The sequence below is a fragment of the Nitrospirillum karajorum genome, from assembly GCF_036348415.1.
Lineage (GTDB): Bacteria > Pseudomonadota > Alphaproteobacteria > Azospirillales > Azospirillaceae > Nitrospirillum > Nitrospirillum amazonense_B.
The window spans coordinates 580,299-596,508 of sequence record NZ_JAZBQB010000001.1; the positions used below are offsets into that span (position 1 = coordinate 580,299).

Annotated in this window: 12 protein-coding genes; 7 read left to right on the plus strand and 5 right to left on the minus strand. The window is 68.7% G+C overall.

All coding sequences use genetic code 11. The annotated features are described in order from the left end of the window. Positions 1–2: 2 nt before the first annotated feature. Both UCD39_RS02585 and UCD39_RS02590 read right to left on the minus strand, forming a co-directional pair. Entirely contained in the window at positions 3–1,043 is a 1,041-nt protein-coding gene (locus UCD39_RS02585; RefSeq protein WP_330494567.1) for a glycosyltransferase family 2 protein, read from the minus strand. Positions 1,044–1,854: 811 nt separating this feature from the next. Beyond that, positions 1,855–2,622, minus strand: coding sequence for an RluA family pseudouridine synthase (locus tag UCD39_RS02590; RefSeq protein ID WP_330494568.1), 768 nt, complete (start codon positions 2,620–2,622; stop codon positions 1,855–1,857). Positions 2,623–2,862: 240 nt separating this feature from the next. Here UCD39_RS02590 and UCD39_RS02595 point away from each other — a divergent pair, with 240 nt between their 5' ends. The 6 genes from UCD39_RS02595 to UCD39_RS02620 all read left to right on the plus strand — a co-directional run bounded on the left by UCD39_RS02595 (position 2,863) and on the right by UCD39_RS02620 (position 10,062). Next, on the plus strand, positions 2,863–3,669 hold the full coding sequence (locus UCD39_RS02595) for a DUF2076 domain-containing protein (protein WP_330494569.1): 807 nt from the start codon (positions 2,863–2,865) through the stop codon (positions 3,667–3,669). A gap of 131 nt (positions 3,670–3,800) precedes the next feature. Next, entirely contained in the window at positions 3,801–5,285 is a 1,485-nt protein-coding gene (locus UCD39_RS02600) for a Do family serine endopeptidase (RefSeq protein ID WP_330494570.1), read from the plus strand. Between the two features lie 227 nt (positions 5,286–5,512). Beyond that, on the plus strand, positions 5,513–6,187 hold the full coding sequence (locus UCD39_RS02605) for a response regulator transcription factor (RefSeq protein ID WP_145732159.1): 675 nt from the start codon (positions 5,513–5,515) through the stop codon (positions 6,185–6,187). Beyond that, positions 6,172–7,647: a sensor histidine kinase gene (locus tag UCD39_RS02610; protein ID WP_330494571.1), complete on the plus strand. Its 1,476-nt coding sequence runs from the start codon at positions 6,172–6,174 to the stop codon at positions 7,645–7,647. Before UCD39_RS02605 ends, UCD39_RS02610 begins: the two co-directional genes overlap by 16 nt. A gap of 125 nt (positions 7,648–7,772) precedes the next feature. Beyond that, on the plus strand, positions 7,773–9,368 hold the full coding sequence (locus UCD39_RS02615; RefSeq protein ID WP_330494572.1) for a HAMP domain-containing methyl-accepting chemotaxis protein: 1,596 nt from the start codon (positions 7,773–7,775) through the stop codon (positions 9,366–9,368). 79 nt (positions 9,369–9,447) lie between these two features. Further along, on the plus strand, positions 9,448–10,062 hold the full coding sequence (locus UCD39_RS02620; RefSeq protein WP_330494573.1) for a class I SAM-dependent methyltransferase: 615 nt from the start codon (positions 9,448–9,450) through the stop codon (positions 10,060–10,062). A 6-nt stretch (positions 10,063–10,068) separates the two neighbouring features. Here UCD39_RS02620 and UCD39_RS02625 read toward each other — a convergent pair whose 3' ends face one another. Next, positions 10,069–11,358, minus strand: coding sequence for an MFS transporter (locus tag UCD39_RS02625; protein ID WP_330494574.1), 1,290 nt, complete (start codon positions 11,356–11,358; stop codon positions 10,069–10,071). 243 nt (positions 11,359–11,601) lie between these two features. Between UCD39_RS02625 and UCD39_RS02630 the strand changes: the two genes are divergently transcribed. Beyond that, a complete protein-coding gene (locus UCD39_RS02630; RefSeq protein ID WP_330494575.1) occupies positions 11,602–14,082 on the plus strand; it encodes an ABC transporter permease in 2,481 nt (826 codons plus the stop codon). A 20-nt stretch (positions 14,083–14,102) separates the two neighbouring features. Here UCD39_RS02630 and UCD39_RS02635 read toward each other — a convergent pair whose 3' ends face one another. Further along, the gene (locus UCD39_RS02635; protein ID WP_330494576.1) at positions 14,103–15,032 is read right to left on the minus strand and encodes an aspartyl protease family protein; all 930 of its coding nucleotides are present in this window, start codon (positions 15,030–15,032) and stop codon (positions 14,103–14,105) included. A 163-nt stretch (positions 15,033–15,195) separates the two neighbouring features. Then, positions 15,196–16,161, minus strand: a complete 966-nt coding sequence (locus UCD39_RS02640; protein WP_330494577.1) for an aspartyl protease family protein — start codon at positions 16,159–16,161, stop codon at positions 15,196–15,198. Positions 16,162–16,210 lie beyond the last annotated feature (49 nt).

The following is a 16,210-nucleotide window of genomic DNA, read 5'->3' on the forward strand; positions in this document are numbered from 1 at the left end:
GGTCAGGGGTGCCCCCCGACAACGCTGGGCGATGCGCCACCGCGTGCCGGCGCGTCATCGAACCCAACCTTCTCATTCACCAGGTACATGGGCCGGCCCTTCACCTCGGTGAAGACGCGGCCGAGATAGTCGCCCAGCACGCCCAGGCCGATCAGCTGCACGCCCCCCAGGAACAGCACCGCCACCATGAGCGAGGCATAACCGGGCGTGTCACGGCCGAACATGATGGTCTTGGTGATGATGACCAGGCCATAGAAGAAGGACGGCACCGACAACGCGATGCCCAGCCAGGACCAGACGCGCAGCGGCACGTTGCTGAACGAGGCGACGCCGTCCAGGCCGAAACGCAGCAGGCGCCAGAAATTGAAGGAGGTGGCGCCGGCATGGCGCTGCGCCACCTCGAACGGCACTGCCACCTGGCGGAAGCCGACCCAGCTGAACAGGCCCTTCATGAAGCGGTTGCGCTCCGGCATGGCGTTCAGGGCGTCGACCACGCTGCGGTCCAGCAGGCGGAAGTCGCCCGCGCCGCGCGGCAGAGTCACCTCGGACATCTTGTCCAGCAGGCGGTAATAGAGCTTGGTCAGGAAGCGGCGCATCCAGGGGTCGGTCAGGCGGCTGGCGCGGACGCCGTAAACCATCTGCATGCCCTGGCGCCATTGCTCCACGAAGGTGACGATGGTTTCGGGCGGATGCTGCAGGTCGCCATCCATCAGCACCACGGCGTCGCCGCTGGCATGGCTCAGCCCGGCGGACATCGCCGCCTCCTTCCCGAAGTTGCGCGACAGGCGTAACAGCTTCAGCCGGGGCTCCCGCGCCTGGTGCGCGGTCAGCGCGGCGAAGGTGCCATCGCGTGAGCCGTCATCCACGCAGATGATCTCGAACGCCAGCCCTATCCCCTCCAGCACGGGAACCAGCCGCTGGAACAGGGCGTCGAGGTTGCCCTCCTCATTATGCATGGGGATGACGATGGACAGGCGCTTGCCCGCGGGTGCCGCCGCCTGCTGCGCTGTGGAACCGGACGCGGCCGAGAGGGAGGTCAACATGGGAGCGGTATCTGACTCAGGTTCTGACAGCATGTTCGTGCAGCGGCGTCCGCCTGCCGGAACTCTATCGCATCATCCGCGACGATGCGGAAGGGTTCCGGAGCGGAAAACGGCCCGAAATGGATACAAAATGGAGCAAGCGGCAAACGGCGCCGGCGTTCCCGGCACCACCGATCCTAGCCCCGGAAGGTTAACAGCCCGTCTACAAGGACGGGATGCGGGGCGCGGTCGGTGGGTCGGGCTGGCGCGCGGGACCGAGGCCACGGGGCTGGTTATGCCAGGCCTAGGGGGCGAAAATGTGACGGCGTCCAAAAATCGTTATGCCCGGCATCTTTGTCAGGCTGCGGTCAGCTTGCCGTGGCAGTCTCCCCTTGTCGCCAGCCGATGGGGACGGCAACAGCCAGAGACGGGAGCCCCAACCCCCCGCCCGCGGCGCCCTTCCCTTGGCTGGTGGCACCGGTGCCACGCTCGTTCTAGACCGCGAGCGGCGTTCCGCCCCCTCTGCCCCAACCCTGGGGGTCGGAACTGGCGCCGGCGAAGCCCCGGGCTGGGGTTCTAGACCACCCTGCCCGGCGGATGTTCCCCGTACCTGCGGTGATCGGTCCGGCGTCCTGGCCTGTCCGGTCGCGGTAGTGGATCTACCAAGCCAAGACGGTTGCTGCCGTCCTGTCTTGAATTCCTTCCAAGCCTACTGGGTCGGTGGTGTCATGCCACCGACCTTTTCTCTTTGGGGCCCTTTCGTTTCGGGGACCCTTGAGTCGATGCTTATACGCGGGGTGCCGCGCCAACCCGTCGCCTAAAAGTCGTATCGTCAGCCCGCGGCCTCCGGCGCGAATCCCAGCCGCTGGAAGGTGTCCCGCATGTGCGGCGGCAGGGGGGCGGTGGCCGCCAGGGGCGCCTCCGTCGGCGGCCCCCAGGGCAGGGCGACCCAGCGGGCGTGCAGGTGCAGGGGCACGGCCGGCGCGGGGTCCCGCCCACCCTCCACCCGCCAATCGCGGCCATAGATCGGATCGCCCAGCATGGGCCAGCCCATAGCCTCGCAATGGGCGCGCAACTGGTGCATGCGCCCGGTGCGCGGCGTCAGTTCCAGCCAGGACAGCGCCTGCCCTTCGGTCCCAACACTTTCAGCTATAACCCGCCATTCGGTGAGGGCGTGCTTGCCCTCCTCATGATCCACCATCATGCGGGAGCAGCCCGGCACCGGACGCTTGATCAGCGGCAGCTCGATGCGGCCCGCCTCCGCCGCTGGCCGGCCCTTGACCACGGCCCAATAGCGCTTGCCCACCCGGCCGGCCAGGAACAGCTTGCCCAAGCGGGTGGAGGCGGTCTCGTTCAGGCCCAGCACCAGGCAGCCGGTGGTGTCCTTGTCCAGCCGGTGGGCCAGGCGCGGTGCCGGCGCGTCCTCCGCCACCAGCCAGGGAAGATAGCGTTCCAGATGGTCGGTGGACTTGGTGCCGTAATGCACCGGCAGGCCATAGGGCTTGTCCACGATCAGGACGTCGGCGTCCTGGTGCAGGACGCGGGCGCGCATCTCCTCCGGGGTGTAGGCGGGGGGCGCCAGGGGTAGCATGATGGCCATGGGCGGACGGCGTGCCCCCGGGGGCACCCTCGGCAAGTCAAAAGGAAGACGTGTTCCTATCGCTTTAGGGCCATCACCGCATGAAAAAAACTTAATCCTGGCTCCACAGGCTGGAAAGTCTATTCCGGCCATGATCATCCTCGTTGCGGCGGGCGATGATCGTCCCATGTTAATTGGGTCCCATGTTAATTGCGTCGGCGTACCCCACGCCCAACCGAGGAAAGCAGGCGAGAAACCATCATGACCCCGAAGGACCGCGAAGATTTGACAGCCCTGCTGGCGCGTGTGTCCCGACTGGACGGCATGCCCCGCGACCCGGAATCGGATCGCCTGGTGGGTGAGGCCCTCTCCCGCCAGCCGGCGCTGCCCTACATCATGGCGCAGGCGCTGCTGGCCCAGCAGGAAGCGCTGGTGGATGCGCAGCGTCGCCTGGCCGATCTGCAGCAGACCGCGGCCGCCCGTCCGCAGGGCGGTCCCCCGCCCTTCACCGGCCCATCGTCGGGCCAATCGGCCGGCACCTCGTCCACCGGCCCCTCCCCCGGCCCGTGGGGGCAGTCCTCCTACCCCGCACAGCAGCCCCAGGCACCCTACGGCCAGGCCGCCTATGGCCAACCCCCCTATGGCCAAACCTATGCGCCGCCGCAGCCGGCGTATGGCCAGCCGGCTTACGGCGCCCCGCCCGTCTATGCCCAGCCCCGCAGCTTCATGCGCGGCATGTTCGAAACCATGGCCGGCGTCGCCGGTGGCGTGCTGGCGGCCGATGCCGTGGAGTCCCTGTTCCGGGGCGGTCACGGCGGTCTTGGGGGTGGCCTTGGCGGTTCCCCCTGGGGGGCCGGCTATGGCGGCGACCGGATCGACGAGACGGTGATCAACAACACCACCGTCAACGAGACCATCGTGAATGAGAATGGCGACCGCTTCGATCCTGGCCGCCAGGACACCGGATATCGCGACGACAGCTATCGCGATGATACCGGCGGCTACCAGGACGCCAGCTATGACACCGCCGACGACGGCGGCTTCGACGACGGTTCCATCGACACCTGAAGTGATACCTGAGGCTTGGCCCCGCGCCGGCCCGCCTCCTGACCCGGTTCCGCCGAAAGGCGAATCCGGGAATCCCAAGACCAAGAATATCTTCTTGCCAAGAATATCTTCGTGAAAGCGAGCGTTAGACCATGACCACCGTTCCCAGCACCAAGAAGCGCTTTCCCCGCCTGGCCGTCACCGCGCTGGCCATCGGGCTGATGACCGGCACCGCGCTGGTGGCCCCACCGGCCGCCATCACCGCCCACGCCGCCAGCCCGGCGTCCCTGCCCAGCTTCGCCGACCTGGTGGAGAAGGTGTCGCCGGCGGTGGTGACCATCACCGCCGCGCACAAGGTGACGACGCCGCAGGTGCCCCAGGAACTGCAGGAGATGATGCGCCACTTCGGCCTGCCCGATGACGCCCTGCCCGGCGGTCGTGGCGGCGGCGGCCGTCCCCGGATCGAATCCGCCCTGGGTTCCGGCTTCGTCATCGACCCCACCGGCTACATCGTCACCAACCGTCACGTCATCGAGGGGGCGGATGAGGTGAAGGTCCACTTCCAGGACCAGACCGACGACGTGCCCGCCAAGATCGTGGGCCAGGACGAACGGTCGGACCTGGCGCTGCTGAAGGTGGAAACCAAGAAGCCGCTGCAGGCCCTGGCCTTCGGCGACAGTGACAAGATGCGGCCCGGCGACTGGGTGGTGGCCGTGGGCAACCCCTTCGGCCTGGGCGGCACCGTCACCGCCGGCATCGTCTCCGCCCGCGGCCGTGACATCGACCCCGCCAACCTGAACGACTTCCTGCAGATCGACGCCTCGATCAACAAGGGCAACTCGGGCGGTCCGACCTTCAACGCCAATGGCGAGGTCATCGGCATCAACACCGCCATCTTCTCGCCCACCGGCGGGTCGGTCGGCATCGGCTTCGCCATCCCGTCCAACGTGGCCAAGCCGGTGATCGAGAAGCTGAAGGCCACCGGCCATGTGCAGCGCGGCTATCTGGGCGTGACCCTGCAGGCCGTGACGCCGGAGATCGCCGACAGCCTGGGCCTGAAGGAGCCGAAGGGCGCCATCATCAACGCCGTCTCGCCCAAGAGCCCGGCCGAGAAGGGCGGCCTGAAGCAGGGCGACGTGGTGCAGAGCATCAACGGCAAGGCCATCGACAACCAGCGCGACCTGGCCCGCAACGTGGCCGGCATCGACCCGGGCAAGACCGTGGACCTGGGCGTGCTGCGCGCCGGCAAGGCCATCACCGTTTCCGTGAAGCTGGGTGAGGCGCCCAGCAACGACAAGGACGGCCCGGCCGTCGGATCTGGCTCGACGGACGGCAAGGGCGACAACACCAGCGTCGCCGGCCTGAAGCTGGGCAAGCTGGACGACCGCACCCGGGAACGCCTGGGCCTGGACGGCGACGCCCAGGGTGTCGTCATCGTCGATCCGGGCAAGGACGATTTGGGCCTGCGCCCCGGCGACATCATCGCCAGCGTCAACAATGAAAGCGTGAAGGCCCCGGCCGACGTCACCGCCCAGGTGGAAAAGGCCAAGAAGGACGGCCGCAAGTCCGTTCTGCTGCTGGTCCGCCGTGGTGACCAGCAGATGTTCCTGCCCCTGCCGGTGACGCCCAAGGGCTGACGCCGGCCCCCCGGCCCGCGACGGCGCCGGATGATGGAGAGCCAGGGCCGGGCGGATCACCACCGTCCGGCCCTTTGGTCTGGTATCTGGCCCTCAAGCGCCGGGCGCCGCCATCCGGCGGCTTGGCTCACGGGCCTGACCGGCCCAGGCCGGCGGTCGCCGGCCTTCGGCAGCCGGAGTTCGTGACTTCTGCCGGTTACGCCTACCCCAACCCAGGTTTTGCGCCCATGAAGATCCTAGTCATCGAGGACGACGCCCAGGCCGCCGCCTACATGCTGAAAGGCCTGAAGGAGGCGGGGCACGCCGTGGACCACGCGCCCGATGGCACGCAGGGGCTGTACCTGGCGGGGGCGGAGCATTACGACGCCCTGGTGGTGGACCGCATGCTGCCCGGCCGTGACGGCCTGTCCCTGGTCAGCCTGCTGCGCGCCGCCGGTAACGACACGCCCGTGCTGGTGCTGAGCGCGCTGGGCAGCGTGGAGGACAGGGTGACCGGCCTGCGCGCCGGGGGTGACGATTACCTGACCAAGCCCTACGCCTTTTCCGAGCTGCTGGCCCGGCTGGAAAGCCTGGGCCGCCGCCGGGCCGCCCCGCAGGCCCAGGCCACCAAGCTGGTGGCGGGGGACCTGGAGTTGGATTTGCTGGCCCGCACGGTAAAGCGCGGCGGCAAGGCCATCGACCTGCTGCCGCGTGAGTTCCAACTGCTGGAATGCCTCATGCGCAATGTCGGCAGCGTGGTCACCCGCACCATGCTGCTGGAGCAGGTGTGGGACTATCATTTCGACCCGCAGACCAACGTCATCGACGTGCACATCGCGCGCCTGCGCCAGAAGGTGGACAAGGGCTTCGACCACGCCCTGATCCAGACCGTGCGGGGGGCCGGATATTGCTTAAGGCCCTGAAGCGCCGCCTGATGGCCAAGGGGAACGACGGCGGGACGGCGGGTGACGGGCCGGCTGATCGGCATCGCCCGGCGGACCGCCATTTGGGCCGGCTGCTGCGCACCACCACCTTCCGTTTCGCCCTGATCTATCTCGGGCTGTTCATTGGCTCCGTCCTGCTGGTGCTGTGGCTGATCTATTGGTCCACGGCGGGCTTCCTGGCAGGGCAGGCCGACACCGCCATCCGCGAGGATATGCAGGCCCTGGCCGACCGCTATCGCACCGGCGGGATGGCGGGCCTGGCGGAGGCGGTGAATGAGCGCGGCATGGGCAACGCCGCGTCCATCTACATCCTGTCAGCCAGTTCCGGGTCCACCCTGGCCGGCAACCAGTTCTGGCCCAAGGGGATTGACGAAGCCGGCTGGGTCAATCTGCCGGTGAAGGACCCCAGCACCGGCCAGGTGCGCCCCGGCGACGTGCGTGCCCTGATCGCGGCCTTGCCGGGTGGCTACCGCGTGCTGGTGGGGCGGGACCTGGGCGAGGTGCGGGTGCTGCGCGAACGGCTGGAGCGCGTGATCGGCTGGAGCATGGGCCTGGCCCTGGTCCTGGGCCTGGTCGGCGGACTGGCCATGAGCCGCGTCTGGCTGAGGCGCCTGGACGGCGTGACCCGCACGGCGGAGGCCATCCGCGAAGGCATGCTGGTCCGCCGTGTGCCCCTGACCGGCAGCGGCGACGAGTTCGACCAGCTGGCCCACACCCTGAACGCCATGCTGGACCGCATCGAGGCGCTGGTGGCCGGCATCCGCCATGTCAGCCAAGGCATCGCCCACGATTTGCGCACCCCCCTCACCCGCCTGCGCACCCGCCTGGAACTGGCCCTGATGCACGAGACGGTGGAGAACCCGCGGGAGGTGCTGGAAGCGGCGATCGAGGAGGTGGACCATTTGCTGGCCACCTTCCGCGCCCTGCTGGCCATCGCGGAGGTGGAGTCCGGCGCCAGCCTGCCCATCGCCCCGGTGCAGCTGGATGCCCTGGCGCTTAGCACCGGCGAACTCTATGACGCGGTGGCGGAGGATCAGGGCATCACCTTCACCATGGCGGTGCAGGCCACGGGCCCGGCCGCCATGGTCCAGGGCAACCGCCAGCTGCTGGGCCAGGCCCTGGCCAACCTGTTGGACAACGCCCTGAAGTACACGCCCGAGGGCGGCCGCGTCAGCCTGACGGTGGCCAGCGACGGCCCCGTTCCCAACGGCGGGAGCCGCGTGCGCATCACCGTGGCCGACAACGGCCCCGGAATCCCGGCGGAGGACCGCGAGCGGGTGCGCGAGCGCTTCTTCCGCCTGGAACGCGACCAGGCCCGCCCCGGCAGCGGCCTGGGCCTTAGCCTGGTCGACGCCGTGGCCCAGCGCCATGGCGGCACCCTGGTGCTGGAGGATAACGGCCCGGGCCTGAAGGCGCAGTTGCTGCTGCCGGTGGGGTGACCCCGGTTCGGCATCCTATCCTTTTGCCATCCTTATGGATGCGGTCCGACGGACTACCTCGTTAATCATTGCTCAAGGGTGATTTCCCATAGTTGAGCCGTGAATAATTGAGGACCGGCCTTGTCATGCTGAACAACCTGAAGATCGGAACGCGGCTCACCCTGCTGGTGGGGTGCCTGGCGCTTGTGGCCATCGTGGCGGGCGCCCTGGGCCTGCAAGGCGCCTGGAGCACCAACCAGGACCTCAAGAGCGTCTATGAGGACCGCACGGTCGCCTTGGCCGATCTGAACGCCCTTCAGGACAACCTGTACCAACTGCGGGCGGCGCGCGGCACGGGGGAAAAGGCCCCCAGCGCCGAGGCGGGCATGACGGCGGCCTGGACGCACTACATGTCGACCTACCTGACCCCGGAGGAGGCAGACCTGGCCCGCACGTTCGAGCCCCTCTACACCGCCTACCGCGCCCTGGCCGCCGGCGACCCGCAGGACCGTGAGGCTTTCGGGCGCGTGACCCAGGCCCTGGCCCCGCTGATCGCCCTGCAGGTCAACGAGGCCAAGCGCATCTTCGACGACTCGATGGCGCGTTTCAGCCGCACCATGGCCCTGACCATCGGGATCAGCGGCCTGGGCATCGTGGCGGGCGTGATCCTGGCGGTGGTCGTCGTGCGGTCGGTGACCGGCGGCATCAACGGCATCATCGCGGTCATGGCCCGGCTGACGGCGGGCGACACCACCGTGGAGGTGCGGGGCCTGGGCCGCCGGGACGAGATCGGCAACCTGGCGCACGCGGCGGAGGCGTTCAAGCAAAGCACCCTGCGCGTCCGCGCCATGGAAGAGGCGGCGGCCCGCGAGAAGCAGGAGGCCGAGGCGCGGCGCAAGGCGGCGCTGTTGGAGATGGCGGGCCGCTTCGAGGAGTCGGTCAAGGGCGTGGTGGACGCCGTGGCCGGCGCGGCCACGGAGATGCAGGCGGCCGCGCAGGCCATGGCCGCCACCGCCGAGGAAACCAGCCGACAGTCGCAGACCGTGGCCAGCGCCGCGGAACTGGCCGCCGCCAACGTCAACACGGTCGCCAGCGCCACGGAGGAACTGTCGGCGTCGATCCAGGAAATCGGCCGCCAGGTCGCGCGCTCCTCCACCGTGGCCTCGGAAGCGGTCACCACCACCGACGAGACGGTCGCGGCGGTGACGACGCTGAAAAGCTCGGCCGCCGACATCAACACCGTGGTCGCGCTGATCCATGAGATCGCCAGCCAGACCAACCTGCTGGCGCTGAACGCCACCATTGAGGCGGCCCGCGCGGGCGAGGCCGGCAAGGGCTTCGCCGTCGTGGCCAGCGAGGTGAAGGCCCTGGCCAACCAGACGGCCAAAGCGACGGAAGAGGTGGCAAGCCGGGTCACCGATATCCAGGCGGCGTCCAACGCCGCCGGCCAGTCGATCTCGACCATCGCCGGCACCATCGGGGAGATGAACCGCATCGCCACCGCCATTTCCGCCGCCGTCGACCAGCAGAGTGCGGCGGCGAACGACATCGCGGGCAGCGTCAGCCAGGCGGCCGCCGGCACCAGCGAGGTGTCCGGCACCATCACCAGCGTCACCCAGGCCGCCGGCGAAACCGGCACCGCCGCCACCCAGGTGCTGGCCGCCGCCCGCAGCCTGTCGACGGAGGCGGAGCACCTGCGCCGCGAGGTGTCAGACTTCCTGGCGACGGTCCGCGCGGCCTGATCGCGCATTGGCGGTCGCCGCTGGCGTGCCCAAGGGCGTATCCTTGGCGGCACCAAGGATACGCACCCCGGATCGTCCCATGGACAAAGACGCCGACGGCATCATCGCCCTGTACCAACGCCACGGCCTGGCGTGGGAGGCCGACCGCCAGGCCGGCCAACGGCGCCACCCTGACATGGAGGGCGCCTGGCTGGCCCGTTTCCTGGCCCTGGCGCCACCGGGACCCATGCTGGACCTGGGCTGTGGTGGCGGTCAGCCCATGGCCGCCTATCTGGTCGACCGGGGCCGCGCGGTCACCGGCGTGGACACCGCGCCCGCCCTGCTGGACCTGGCCCGCGCCCGCATGCCGGCGCAGGACTGGCGTCTGGCCGACATGCGCGGCCTGGAGCTGGACCGGCGCTACGCCGGCATCCTGGCCTGGAACAGCTTCTTCCACCTGACGGCTGACGACCAGCGCGCCCTGTTCGCCGTTTTCCAGCGTCACGCCCTGCCGAGTGCCGCCCTGATGTTCACCAGCGGACCACGGCACGGCGTGGTCCTGGGCAGCTATGCCGGGGAGCCGCTGTACCACGCCAGCCTGGACCCGGCCGAGTACCGCGCCCTATTGGACGGCCACGGCTTCGATGTCGTGGCATTTCGGGCGGAGGATCCCGACTGCGGCGGGCATACGGTTTGGCTGGCGCGGGGGCGGTAACCGCCCTTAGTCGGCATGCCGCTTGGCGAACCTCGCGCTGACCGGCACGGCGATGAGGCCGCACAGGGCCGCCGCCGACAGCCACAGCCCCGGCATGGCGGCGTTGCCGCCATGCTTCACCAGGTAGGTGCTGATGAAGGGGGTGAAGCCGCCGGCGGCGGTGGCCAGGCTGTAGGCCAGGGAAAAGCCGGCGGTGCGCACGGTGACCGGCACGATTTCCGTCAGGTAGACGACCATGGCGCCGTTGTAGCTGGCATAGAGGAAGGACAGCCACAGCTCCACCCCCAGCAGGCGGCCGAAGCTGGGCGCCTCCGCCAGCCAGCTGAGCGCCGGATAGGCCGTCGCCAGCGCCAGCAGGGTGCAGGCCACCAGGATGGGGCGGCGACCGATGCGGTCGGACAGGGCACCCGACAGGGGCAGCCACAGCAGATTGCTGGCACCCACGGCCAGGGTCACCAGCAGGCTGTCCATGTCGCTGAGATGCAGGGCGTCACGGCCGAAGGTGGGGGTGTAGGCGGTGATGAAATAGAACGACACCGTGGTCATCATCACCAGGCCGATGCCCGTCAGGACGACGCCCCAATTGGCCGCCAAGGTGGCCATGATCTCCCCCACCGTGGGGTGGTGGGTGCGGGCCAGGAAGGTTTCCGTCTCGGTCAGGGAGCGGCGGATCTGGAACAGGAAGGGAACGATCAGGCAGCCCACCACCAGGGGGATGCGCCAGCCCCAGGCCTGCATCGTCTCCGGCGTCAGGGTGAAGGTGAGCGTCACGCCGATCAGGGCGGCCACCATGACGGCCACCTGCTGGCTGGCGGACTGCCAGCTGACGTAGAAGCCTCTGCGGCCCGGCGTGGCGATTTCCGCCAGATAGACGGAGACGCCGCCCAGTTCCACCCCCGCCGACAGGCCCTGCACCAGCCGGCCCAGCAGCACCAGCAAGGGTGACAGCAGGCCGATGGTGGCATAGCCAGGCATCAGCGCGATGGTGATGGTGCCGACGGACATGAGGCCCAGGGTCAGGAGCAAGCCGTCCCGGCGACCCTTGCGGTCGATATAGGCGCCCAGGACCAGGGCGCCGATGGGCCGCATGAGGAAGCCGGCGCCGAAGGTGGCGAAGGTCAGCAGCAAGCCGGCAGTGTCGCTGCCCTGGGGGAAATAGGCCCGGCTGATGGCCCCGGCGAAATAGCCGAACACCATGAAGTCGTACATTTCCAGGAAGTTGCCGCTGGCAACCCGCACCACCGTCATCACCTGGGACCACCGGCCCCGGCCCGCACCCGCCAGCGTCACACCCATTTCACACCACCAACCATTTCCTTACCATCCCACCCTGCCACGCGGAACGCGGCCCCGCCAGGGCGCGCATGTCGCGACGGATACGCCGTCCGTTTCCGCACACTGTCCGCGCGCGGACAGCGACCCTTGCGCGGGGTGATAGGAAAAACAAGCGCTTATTGATGGCCTTGTTATTGCTTATTCCGGTGCAAAACAGCGGGCCTGGACAACCGGATGGCCCAAGGATGGCGAAGGGGGTGGTGGGTGGGACAGTATCTGACGGTGGCCCTGCGGGTCATGGCCCGGCACAGGCTGTACACGGCACTGAACGTGCTGGGCCTGGGCATAGGCCTGGCGGCGGCCATCCTCATCCTGGTGTTCGTGCGGCACGAAACCTCCTTCGACGCCTTTTTCCCCGCCGCCGACCGCCTCTACCAGATCGACACCGAGGTCCACGATCTGGGCCAAGCGGCCCGCCGCATCGCCCAGACCGGTCGGGCCATCGGCCCGGCCTTCGCCCAGGACCACCCGGAGGTGGAGGCGGTGACCCGCGCCAGCGGCGAGCGGATGGTGGTGCGCCAGGGTGACCAACGGTTCAAGGATGTCGTTACCGTCGTCGACGGCAATTTCCTGGCGGTATTCCCCCGCACGGTATTTGCCGGCGATGCCACGGCGGCCCTGGCCGACCCGGCCGCCGCCGTGCTGACCCAGACGGGGGCGCGCCGCTACTTCGGTGATGGGCCCGCCCTGGGCCAGACCCTGGTGGTACGTGACCACAGCCTGACGGTGCGCGCCGTGGTCGCCGACCTGCCGGAGACCACGCACTTCGCCCCGTCCCTGATGATGGTGCCCAGCAACTCCATCATCCTGTCCAAGCCTAACCCAGAGGAAGACTGGTTCGCGCTGGACTGGCGCACCTACATCCGGCTCGCCCCGGGGGCCGATGCCGCCGCCGTTGAGCGGGAGCTGACCAGCTGGTACCGCCAAGCGGCACCGGACGCTCAAACGCCGCAAGGCCCCCTGCGGCTGGCGGAGATGTATGTGCCCCACCTGCGCCCCCTGCGCACCATTCACACCGATCCCATCGAGGATGACGCCCAGCCGGGAACCGACGCGGGCAGCCTGTCCCTGCTGTCCCTGGTGGCGGCGCTGATCCTGGGCGTCGCCGCCATCAACTTCACCAACCTGGCCACCGCCCGCGCCTCGCTGCGCGCGCGGGAGGTGGGGGTGCGCAAGACGGTGGGCGCCAGCCGGGGCCGCCTGATGCTTCAGTTCATGGGTGAGGCGCTGCTGCTGACCGGCCTGGGCATGATCCTGGCCATCGCCCTGGCGGAGGTCACCCTGCCCCTTTATTCCCGCCTGACGGTCACGCCGCTCAGGCTGGATTATGGCGACCCGGCGCTGCTGGGCCTGCTGGCCGGGATGGGCCTGCTCACCGGCGTCGCCAGCGGCGCCTATCCCGCCTTCGTCCTGTCCGCTGTCACCCCGGTATCCGCCCTGCGGGGGACCTCAGCCGCCAGCGGCACCGGGCGGCTGCGCACCCTGCTGGTGGTGTTCCAGTTCGCCGTGTCCATCGGGCTGCTGGCGACGGCGGCGGTGGTGCACGGCCAGTATCTGTATGCGCGGCATAAGCCGGTCGGGTTCCAGCGCGACAACATGGTCATGGTCGATATCGACGACACGCTGGGCGCGCCCGGCAAATGGCCCCCCTTCATGGACAGGCTGCGCCAGGAACCGGCCATCGCGGACGTGGCGGCCAGCACCATCTATCTGGGCAACCCGGATGAGGGCGAGGATGAACTGGTGCGCCGGCCGGGGGACGCCGCCCCTGTCACCATGCGGGGCGAGGGGGTCAGCTTCGGCTATATCCAGACCATGGGGCTGCGCCTGATCGCGGGGCGGACCTTCGACCCCAGCCGGCCCGCCGACAAGGTGCACCGGCCGGACTGGATGCTGGCGGGCAAGCCACCGCCCCCGGGAATGACACCACTGGAGCTGCCGGCGGCGGTGGTGCTGAACCGGTCCGGCGCGCGGCGCCTGGGCTTCGCCAGCCCGGAGGCCGCCATCGGACAGGTGGTGTTGAAGACCGTGGGCTCGGCCGGCTCCGCCCTGACCATCCGGGGCACCGTCATCGGCGTGGTGGAGGATTTCCACTTCCGCTCCATCCACCGCCCGGTGTCGCCCGCCATCTTCCATGTCGGTGACGGCTTTTCGGTCATGATGGTCCGATTGAAGGCCGGCGAGACGGCGGCGGGCCTGGCCGCCATCGACCGCGCCTGGGCGACCCTGGTGCCGGACCAGCCCATACGCCGCTGGTTCCTGTCGGACCGTTACCAGCACCTCTATGACCAGGAGCGCAGGATGGGCGGGATCTTCGCCCTGTTCTCAGGCTTGGCCATCGTCATCGCCTGCCTGGGCCTGTACGGCCTAGCGGCCTTCACGGCGGAACGGCGCACCAAGGAGATCGGCATCCGCAAGGTGATGGGCGCCACCCTGCCCCAGATCCTGCGCCTGCTGCTGTGGCAGTCCTGCAAGCCGGTGGGCCTGGCCTGCCTGATCGCCTGGCCGGTGAGTTGGTGGGCCCTGCGCCGGTGGCTGGATGGCTATGCCTACCGCGTCGCGCTCGACCCGCTGTGGTTCGTGGCCGCCGCCGCGGTGTCGCTGGCCCTGGCCTGGGCGACGGTGGCCACTCAACTGGCCCGTATCGCCCGCGAACGGCCGGTGCGGGCGCTGCGCTATGAATGAGCGACCCGCCGCCCGGATTTTCAATTCTCAGCCGGTGTCCCCGTCTCTGGCGCTTTGGCTGCCGTTTCGGGGACCTTGGGCAGGGGCGTGAAGATCGGATGCCCAACGTTGGTGAAAAAGATTTTGTTCTGGCTGTTGGCGATATAAATGCGATGCGTCTTGATGAAATCGGCGCCCAACAACATGTCGTGCGCGCCATCACGCTCCGGATCCAAGCCGGCTGAATAGTCTCCGAAGCGCAGCCGCACATTGTGAACCGTCTCGTCCCCCACGACGAAGGTCGCAAAGGTTCCGATCCACGTGGGAATGCTGCGCTTACCCACGCCGTGGCTGGCCGATCCAGCGACGACACCGGCATCATCCTCATGCACGCCGGCGTGGTGGGCGGCCCGCAGCTGCACGCTGCTGCTTTGGGCACCGGTATCCAGGATCGCCCAGAATTCATGGTCGTTCAACGCCACCCGCACCATGTTGGACGTGCGCCGCCCCGCCACGGGCTTCATCCGCGCCTCGGCATAGGTCTCGGCCCAATAGGCCAGGGGGACATCCTCGCAGCCCGTCGGCTGGAAAAAACGGATCGCGCCGCCGACGAAATCCAGCTCAACGTCGCTCTGACCGAAGATGTCCTGGCCCAGGATAAGTTCGACGGCCGGCCCGACGTCGACGGTGTCCAAAACCTCCAGCCTCAGGTCATGGGCGTGCCAATTCCCCAACGACAGCTCCGCGACGGGGGCGGACCCAATGGCCGTCTGGCCACCCACACCCACGGCGACGCCCGCCGCGGCATGCAGGGTGACGTCCAGGCCCAAACGCTCCGCCGCGCGGCGTGTCAGGGTGGTGCGGTATGACCCCGTGTCGACCAGGACATGGACGGGCTTGCCATTCACCGTCCCCTCCGCCCGCGGCTGATTATGCTCCACCTTGATGGGCAGCTCCGCGATTTTGTTCACTTTGCAATCCGAAGCCGCAGCCCAGGCGGCACCGATGGGCGCAGACATCAAGATTGCGCTGATGGCCGTTGAGAGCACCGCACCACGCATTTCCCCGAGACGCATCGCAACTCCCCGATATTGGTAAATGCGGCCGCCTGGCACCCGGCCCCGCATCGACAAATCACGCCCCCGGCGAACCGAACACCGGCTTGGCCACGTTGGTGAAGTAGATCTTGTCCTGGCTGTTGGCGATGAAGATGCGGTGCGACCGGATGAAATCCATGCCCAGCACCATGGCCAGGCTGCCGTCGCGGTCCACGCCCAGATTGTAGTAATCGCCCACCGACAGGCGGGCATTGCGGATGGTCTCATCCCCCACGCTGAGGGTGTCGAAGGTGCCGATCCAGGTGGGCACCGGCGTGCGGCCGATGTCGCGCCGCTCCGGCCCCGGAACGGAACCGGGGCTGTCCTCGCGCACGTTCACGCGGTGGGCCAGGCGGGTCAGCACCGTGCTGGTGCGCACGCCCGTGTCCAGCCGGGCCCAGAACTCCAGCCCGTTCAGTTGCACCACCACCCGGCTGACGGAATAGCTGCCGAACCCACGGGAGCGCAGCGTGGCCTGGGAATAGGTCTGGGCCCAGTAGGCCAGCGGCGTATCATCGCAGTCCGCCGGCCGGAAGAAACGGATGACATTGTGCGCCATGTCCAATTCGACATCGGACTGCACGAACAAATCCTGCCCCAGCACCATGTCGACATGGGCGCCGAAATCACCGGCATCGACCAGTTGCAGGCGATAGCCGCTGCCCTGCCAGGGGCCGAAGCTGAGCGTGTCGGCCATCATGGTGCCGGCCTTGCGCCAATCCCCCTGCCCCAGGTTCACGCCGCGCACGGTGCGTTCCTGGAAGTCCAGGCCCAGCCGACGGGCGGCCTGCACCGACACCAGGTGGCGGGTGGTGCCGGTATCGACCAGCGCCCGCACCGGCTTGCCGTCCAGCAGGCCCTCGGCGATGGGCAAGCCGTTCTCCAGATGGATGGGCAGTTCCCCCACCGGGTTCAGGCGGCAATCAGTCGTCCCCGCCAGGGCCGGGGCGGCGGACAGCGTGAGGGCCAGGGCGGCGACAAGAGAGGCGAGACGGTGGCGCATGGGGACAATTCCTTTGAATCGACGGATTCTCAGGGCGAGGTCAGGGCTA

What these genes read in the sequence shown, in the direction of transcription:
- UCD39_RS02585 (WP_330494567.1), bottom strand. Translation starts at nt 1,043, where the DNA reads ATGTTGACCTCCCTCTCGGCCGCGTCCGGTTCCACAGCGCAGCAGGCG.
- UCD39_RS02590 (WP_330494568.1), bottom strand. Translation starts at nt 2,622, where the DNA reads ATGGCCATCATGCTACCCCTGGCGCCCCCCGCCTACACCCCGGAGGAG.
- UCD39_RS02595 (WP_330494569.1), top strand. Translation starts at nt 2,863, where the DNA reads ATGACCCCGAAGGACCGCGAAGATTTGACAGCCCTGCTGGCGCGTGTG.
- UCD39_RS02600 (WP_330494570.1), top strand. Translation starts at nt 3,801, where the DNA reads ATGACCACCGTTCCCAGCACCAAGAAGCGCTTTCCCCGCCTGGCCGTC.
- UCD39_RS02605 (WP_145732159.1), top strand. Translation starts at nt 5,513, where the DNA reads ATGAAGATCCTAGTCATCGAGGACGACGCCCAGGCCGCCGCCTACATG.
- UCD39_RS02615 (WP_330494572.1), top strand. Translation starts at nt 7,773, where the DNA reads ATGCTGAACAACCTGAAGATCGGAACGCGGCTCACCCTGCTGGTGGGG.
- UCD39_RS02620 (WP_330494573.1), top strand. Translation starts at nt 9,448, where the DNA reads ATGGACAAAGACGCCGACGGCATCATCGCCCTGTACCAACGCCACGGC.
- UCD39_RS02625 (WP_330494574.1), bottom strand. Translation starts at nt 11,358, where the DNA reads ATGGGTGTGACGCTGGCGGGTGCGGGCCGGGGCCGGTGGTCCCAGGTG.
- UCD39_RS02640 (WP_330494577.1), bottom strand. Translation starts at nt 16,161, where the DNA reads ATGCGCCACCGTCTCGCCTCTCTTGTCGCCGCCCTGGCCCTCACGCTG.